The sequence below is a fragment of the Nostoc sp. genome (assembly GCF_036918015.1).
Lineage (GTDB): Bacteria > Cyanobacteriota > Cyanobacteriia > Cyanobacteriales > Nostocaceae > Nostoc.
Genome location: NZ_JBALEO010000054.1, coordinates 1 through 6,700, shown reverse-complemented (window position 1 = coordinate 6,700; position 6,700 = coordinate 1). Strand labels below are relative to the sequence as shown.

Genomic DNA, 6,700 nt, shown 5'->3' with positions numbered 1-6,700 from the left:
CTGGGGTTTGAGAAAGTAAAAGCTGCTTTTGCTTGCGGAAAACACCAAAATGAGAAAGCAAACTGGGGTTTGAGAAAGTAAAAGCTGCTTTTGCTAACTAAATTTGACTTTATCTATATTTTTAAGGTGCAATGGCTAGTTTTGATCGTTGTGATGGTTGTGCGATCGCAAAGCATAACGCTTAAATATATCTGGGTATCAGGTTTTAAGCAATAAACTGAATGATTTATAGCTGTAGATTTTACTTTTACAAGTTCAAGTTTGTATCTAAATAAATAGATGTAAACTAGTTGAAACCATCCAAACTTAAAATTTGATTTATACTTTACTATTTTAAATATTGTTTTCTACCTGCTTAAAATATAACCTATTAAACAACGTCAAGATTTATATTATATTTGTATATTCTCATAAAGCAAATAATTATACAAAAAATAGTATGTATAATAAATAATTATACATACTATAGTGGAAACACAAAATGTCTATTGAGTTAGTAAGAAATCAAATCAATAAATTTTTAAATAGTGAAGCTCCCGAAGTATTGGCAATCCGGGGTAAGTGGGGTGTTGGTAAAACATTTACCTGGAATAAGTTTCTTAAAGACGCTCAACAGGAAAGCAAAATTACTCTAAAACGATATGCATACGTGTCTTTATTTGGCTGCAATTCACTAGATAATCTTAAATTTACAATATTTGAACAAGTAATAGATACTGGCTCAATTGGTCTAAAGCCAAGTATTGAAACTTTTAGAAAAAGTGCAGAAAGCTTAAGTAATTCTATAGGTAGGAAATCTATAAAATTTCTTCAATGGCTACCTAATGTCAAAAATATATCTTTAGCTTTAGAGACAGTTTCATTTCTTTCTATAAACAAAACCATTATTTGTATTGATGATATTGAACGAAAAGGAGATGGCTTAAAGATCCGTGATGTACTAGGATTAATTTTACTTTTAAAAGAACAGAAAGATTGCAAAATTATCATTATATTGAACGATGAGTCATTAAATGAGAAGGAAGACAATGAGTTAAAGATATATCGGGAGAAAGTTATTGATATGGAGCTTTTGTTTAATCCTACTCCAAAAGAATGTGCGGAAATAGCCATTCCTTCAGATTGTTTCTATTCTTCAAAAATCAAAGAATTTTCTAATACTTTAGCTATAAATAATATTAGAATTATTAGAAAGATTCTTAGGCTATCTAGCCAACTTAAGCCCTTATTAAATGGGTATGAACCGGAACTATTGCATCAAGCCTTACACACTATGACTCTCTTTGCTTGGTGCTATTTCCAGAAAGGTAATGATAAAGTTCCTGACTATGAATATGTAAAGAAAATTGGTTATAAGATGTATGGTCTTGATGATAAAGAGGAAACTGACCAAGAGAAAGAATGGAAAGTATCGCTTAGGAATTATTCATATCAATCTACAGATGAGTTTGATTTAGAAATAGCTAAAGCCATAGAGAGCGGATTCTTTGATGAAATTGCACTATTGGCAGAGGCAAAGAAGTTAAATGCTAAGATTATAGCCAACAAATCTGAGAAATCATTTTCGGAAGCATGGCGAAAATATCATGATACTTTTGATAGCAATGAAGAAGAGCTTATAACATCACTTTATGAGAGTTTTAAAGAAAATGCTAAATATATAAGCCCTACTAACTTAAATGGTACAGTTAGGCTATTGCGTGATCTAAATGAGAACGAAAAAGCTAATGAAATAATTGAGATATACATTAAACAAAGAAAGGATGAAAAAGGAATTTTTGATATAGCAAATTACCCATTTTCAGATGATATAAATGACAAAATAATTGTTAAGAGATTTAAACAGGAAAACGCTCTGCACAAAGATTATATAAGTCCAGAAAAAGTTATTGAAAGTTTGGTAGGTAAAAATGGATGGAGCCAAAGCGAGATAGAAATACTTTCCTCTTTAACAGCAGATGATTTTTATCAAATATTTACAAGTCAAAATGGAGACCATTTATCATCTTGGATTGATGTTTGTCTTCAGTTCGATAGGATAGTAAATGCTTCTGAAAAGCTAAAAACTATCTCTAAGAATGCTACTGAATCCTTAGTTAGAATTGGAAAACAAAGCCGACTAAATGCACGAAGAGTCTCTAAATTTGGTATAAGACTCAAGGATGATGTATAATAATCTTCACCCACTAAACTCTTCAATACAGAGCAAGATCATTATCAGTGGATAGATATGGGTTGGCAGAAATCTGATCGCATTTATCAATGTATCATCCATTTTGAGATTAAAAACGGAAAAATATGGCATCAGTAGAACCTAACAGATCAAAATCTTTGTGAAGAGTTAGTTAAAATGAGTTCCGAAAGACGACATGGATTTATGCAATTGTTTTCTGTGGTGAAATGCTCTACTTGGCTTCGGGAAAATTTCAGGCAACAAATGTACTAGAAAATTTTACTGTTTTTACTCCAGCCTTTGAATTGGGGGATGTAGTTGACGTTGATTTGAGTGAACAGCTAATTTCCAATTTACACTAGCTTGCCTACATTTAACTGAAGCTCGGTTCACCTAGAACCGAGCATTTATTGAGCATTTTATTTGATAAGCGTTATCCCGCTTAGAGGATGTTTTAAAAGCCCCTAAAGTTACAATTTTACAGTTCTGTCAGGGTTATTACAACGCCAAATTCATATTTTAGCTATGTACTAAGATGCAATGCTTTGCTAACCATAAGAGCAAAAAATCATTTTAAAACATCGTCTTCAACAAGTGCAATTGCTTTGTATTAAAACAAAGTAATATTACTTACGAGTTAGGTTAAGCAGTTCTTTGGGAGAAGCAAGTAAATCAATAGCCACGAAGTAAATTTGACCTTGAGGATCGAGTAAAAATCGCCAAGCAATATTCATCCCAACATTACCCCCAAACCAAGGAGTTTCGACCGTACCAGTAATTTTATGCTGTGTATAACCATCTTCTATGGTTTCCGAAACGCCTTTAGTTGGCTTCATCACTAACCCTTGTCCCTCATCTCGTAGATAGGAAGTGATCGCTTCTCGACCAACAATTGGTTTTTGGAATGGTGGTTGCAGCGCACCATTGTTAGCAAATAAAGCAACAGCAGCTTCAAAGTTATCTGCATTCATCGCTTCAATGTATTTCAGCACTGTCGGTTCTGTAACTCCCTCAATAGTAAATTGGGGACTTAGGGATGTACGTGGAAACTTAAAGTTTATGACTTCTGCCTGTTTGTTATCAGCCACAGACGGATCGAAGCCCATATTTACTACAGTATTGCGTAGTACAGTAATTTGCTGACTCTGATCGATTCTCTGAACAGCTTGTAGCACTGTTTTAACTTCAGTTGACATTTGATAGCCAACTGGCATAGGAGCAACGATGCCCTCTTTCATCCACTCGCCTAACTGCCACCAGAACCCTAGCTTGGCGTTAACACCAAAATATGCATAAGAACGGCTGATAGGAGTATCAGCATTACTCGCTAAATCTCTCATTAATTGCGTTTGCTCTTCATGAGACATCCGCTTAATATCGTTGAATATACCTTCCATTAATTGGAGATTTGCTTTTCCGGGAGCGGCTGGAGTAATTGTACGACCTATTTCAGCGTAGGCATACCAAAGAAATGCTAGTTGATCCTCAATGTTGAGTTTAGCAAACATCGCTGTAGTAGCTGGAACAGCATCTGCCACTTGAGTGCTAGAGAAAATATTGCGTGCGGAATCGATAGTATAACTCATGCTTATTACCTTAAAGATTTAGCTATTTAGGAGTTGCTTTCGGCGACAATTTTGCAGTTTAGAGAATAAATCTAGAGCATTTTTCCTGGATGACACAATTATCTCTAGATATCCAAATCCGAATTATTATCATTCACTATGGCATCATAACTGGTAAACGTTAACAAAAGACTAAGGTTTAGAAGATTTATCTGATGAATATCATTGAAAGAAACGTATATCCACTATTTTTTTCAAATTTATAGTTTAATAAAAGTTTTGTTTTGAAAAACATATCTTCCTAAAGAAAGATATGTGGCTATATATTATCTATCTATATAGATAAATGTATCTGCCTTTTAGACTTTTTTAGCAATAAAAATACAATTGCTCAATTGCTCAACTTTGTTTAAAACTGGCCGATAGTATTTCGGATAGTGAGGCACATCGTGGGATGCAGGATTTCTGCCAGATTTATATTCCGCCAGAGGCTATTGCTTGAGCGATCGCAGATGCAATCGAACAACCTGATGACATGGATGTTAGCAAAATTCTTATGCGCCTCACCGCCAGCCCTTATTGATTTTAAAGGGTCGGATACTAGGTTAAAGAAAAATTTATTTTGTTTGCGATCGCCGTTTAGTAGGGGATGCTTTGCCTCAATTCGTGAAGCCAATTGTTTTGAGGTTATCCGTAGGGCAATATAGTCAGTCAATCTTACCTGGACTGGATTAAATAATTGATTATACCTAAAATTATTAAATGAGCCGGGTAGAACAAATAAAACCATTTAGCTCGTGAACCTTGTTTACCATTGAATTGAAAAACAATTAGTCCTGCAAAAATTGCCCAACCTTGAAAGATATTAAGCATAGATAGGATTACTAAAATAAAAAAGTGAAAGATGCACCAGTAGAGCAACCATACCTTGGGTTTGAGTTTGTCTGTAAGGGACATCAAGAAAATTACTCCAATCCCATAAGTTCCATATTCAACGCCCAAGCCCTCGGCAACTGCTGCACACAACCCAATAATTATTAATTGCTGCCATAATTGTGGGTAACGCTTTACTAAGCGCAACATCACAAGTCCCAGAATAAGCGTGAATAGAATATTAAGTGATAAGCTCTGGAAAATAATACTATAGATTGGCTGAGATATTATTGCTGCAATTAATAGTCTCCCCCCATAACGGTGTATATTATGGGTATGTTTTTCGCCTTCAGCCAGAAGCCATGCAAAGAGGGGAAAGCTCAATCGCCCCAATAAGTGCAAGATTACCACCTCTGGCATTAGCAAATAGCACACATGATCCATAACCATGAATACTGCTGCTAAGATTTTAATGCTAAAAGCTGAAACTTTAATCACAACGTTACAGTTACCTTGGATTCCTTGATATAAAATCCCGAAAAAAATTTTATTTTAATATAAGAGTTATTCAAAATCCTAGCAATTTGATAACATTAACAAAAAGGGCGATGTCTACGACGGTCACTGACTTGTACTGAGCGCAGCCGTTGGCGCAGCCTCTCGCAGAGAAGTAGCTTGTCGTACCACTTGCCTACGGCACACTGCGCGAATGTGGAAGCAAGCTACGCGCAGCCTCTCGTAGAGAAGTGCAGGCTGTTTGGTGACGCCATCTTTAGCAGAGATAACAAAAACACTATGGCAAAGCGTAAGAAAAGCAATCTCCAGTGGATTAAAGAAACGCTTGAATTAAAACCTGACCATCGCTGGGAATCTCCATCAGGCTACAAAATCTTTGTAGCAGATCGAGGCGCTGTTCGTTTCAATGTTCCCCAGGATTGGGTTTTTGAGCCACAAGAGAAATCCTTTAAGTTCATGGATAAAAAACCGCCCAACGATGATTGCTGCCTAGAAGTATCTTTCAATCGTCTGCCACCCAATGACTGGAGCCAGTTTCCGCTCAAATCCACGTTGAAGAAAGTTCTGGAAGACGACAGCCGCAACATCATTTCCAAGGGAGAAATTATTACCGTCAAGCGTCAAACCGCCAGAATTGTCTGGACAGAGATGAAGTTCATTGACACTCAAGAAGAACCACGGGAAGCTTTTTCGCGGACTTGCATTGGTTTAGGGTCGAATGTTCAGTGCTTGATTACATTCGATTATTGGGCAGATCAAGCAGAACAATTAATACACGTTTGGGATGAAGCGATGCGTAGTCTCACATTAGGGTTATATATCCGTGACCCTATGACTGGTCTAGCTTTCCCAGATTGAGTTGCAAGAATTAATCGTGAGAAGGGTAGTATTAATAATACTCCTGCTTTCAATATCGGGAATGCATCTAAATCCACTCACACAGCTAATTTTAGAACGAGGTTTTGACCGATTTCAATCAGGATTAAGATCGCGTTTCGCTGCTTTTCGGCTGAAATATACACTGACTTACTGTGAACACAGTGATAATTCAGCTATGCGTCTTGACTTTGAGAGTTCATTACATCTTGGTAGAGTAACAGTTTGGGAGTCAGGAGCTTGTGAGATGGATATTTTGGAAATATCTACTGGTAACAATGTCTTTTATGAAAATCACCAGTTCAATAACGAAAAAGAATTTTATCGAACCTATCCAAGACTGGTAATTTTTATGCGTGATATGTTGCGACTTAAGTCAGACGATATTTAGTTAAAAACCATTATAAAAAGGAGTCAGAATTCAGAATACTCTACCCATGAAGGGATAGAGTTTTAACATTGTTGTTTAAAATTCAATCCTAGTTTCGCCCACAAGGGGCGAAAGCGCGTAGCGGGACGAAGTACGGTTTTAAACCAATATTCATTACCCAGTCGTACAGAATTCATACTGAATTCTGACTCCTGAGTTCTGAATTCTTCTTATAACTGGACTTTAGACTAAAAAGCAGAAAATGACTCAGGGAAGCTGAGTTGAAAACAAGCAAAGCCAAAAAATTCAAAAATCAGAAATCAAGCA

At 36.1% G+C, this 6,700-nt stretch carries 8 protein-coding genes; 5 read left to right on the top strand and 3 right to left on the bottom strand.

The window, feature by feature from the left end; translation table 11 throughout:
• The first annotated feature begins 481 nt into the window (after nt 1–481).
• From V7K61_RS12430 to V7K61_RS34105, 3 genes are all read left to right on the top strand, one after another.
• Nucleotides 482–2,173 (top strand): hypothetical protein, encoded by a 1,692-nt coding sequence (locus tag V7K61_RS12430; protein ID WP_335053602.1) that lies wholly within the window; start codon nt 482–484, stop codon nt 2,171–2,173.
• Nucleotides 2,174–2,230: 57 nt separating this feature from the next.
• The gene (locus V7K61_RS34110; RefSeq protein ID WP_442936312.1) at nt 2,231–2,311 is read left to right on the top strand and encodes an element excision factor XisI family protein; all 81 of its coding nucleotides are present in this window, start codon (nt 2,231–2,233) and stop codon (nt 2,309–2,311) included.
• Nucleotides 2,312–2,400: 89 nt separating this feature from the next.
• On the top strand, nt 2,401–2,535 hold the full coding sequence (locus V7K61_RS34105) for a hypothetical protein (protein WP_442936311.1): 135 nt from the start codon (nt 2,401–2,403) through the stop codon (nt 2,533–2,535).
• 264 nt (nt 2,536–2,799) lie between these two features.
• Here V7K61_RS34105 and V7K61_RS12425 read toward each other — a convergent pair whose 3' ends face one another.
• From V7K61_RS12425 to V7K61_RS12415, 3 genes are all read right to left on the bottom strand, one after another.
• The gene (locus V7K61_RS12425) at nt 2,800–3,759 is read right to left on the bottom strand and encodes an orange carotenoid protein N-terminal domain-containing protein (RefSeq protein WP_335053601.1); all 960 of its coding nucleotides are present in this window, start codon (nt 3,757–3,759) and stop codon (nt 2,800–2,802) included.
• A 388-nt stretch (nt 3,760–4,147) separates the two neighbouring features.
• Complete coding sequence (locus V7K61_RS12420; protein WP_335053600.1) at nt 4,148–4,453, bottom strand: hypothetical protein; 306 nt, start codon at nt 4,451–4,453, stop codon at nt 4,148–4,150.
• Between the two features lie 2 nt (nt 4,454–4,455).
• On the bottom strand, nt 4,456–5,109 hold the full coding sequence (locus tag V7K61_RS12415) for a TraX family protein (protein WP_335053599.1): 654 nt from the start codon (nt 5,107–5,109) through the stop codon (nt 4,456–4,458).
• Between the two features lie 297 nt (nt 5,110–5,406).
• Between V7K61_RS12415 and V7K61_RS12410 the strand changes: the two genes are divergently transcribed.
• Together V7K61_RS12410 and V7K61_RS12405 are read left to right on the top strand one after the other, a co-directional pair.
• Nucleotides 5,407–5,985, top strand: a complete 579-nt coding sequence (locus tag V7K61_RS12410; protein ID WP_335053598.1) for a hypothetical protein — start codon at nt 5,407–5,409, stop codon at nt 5,983–5,985.
• A 61-nt stretch (nt 5,986–6,046) separates the two neighbouring features.
• Nucleotides 6,047–6,394, top strand: coding sequence for an immunity protein TriTu family protein (locus tag V7K61_RS12405; protein ID WP_335053597.1), 348 nt, complete (start codon nt 6,047–6,049; stop codon nt 6,392–6,394).
• Nucleotides 6,395–6,700: the final 306 nt, after the last annotated feature.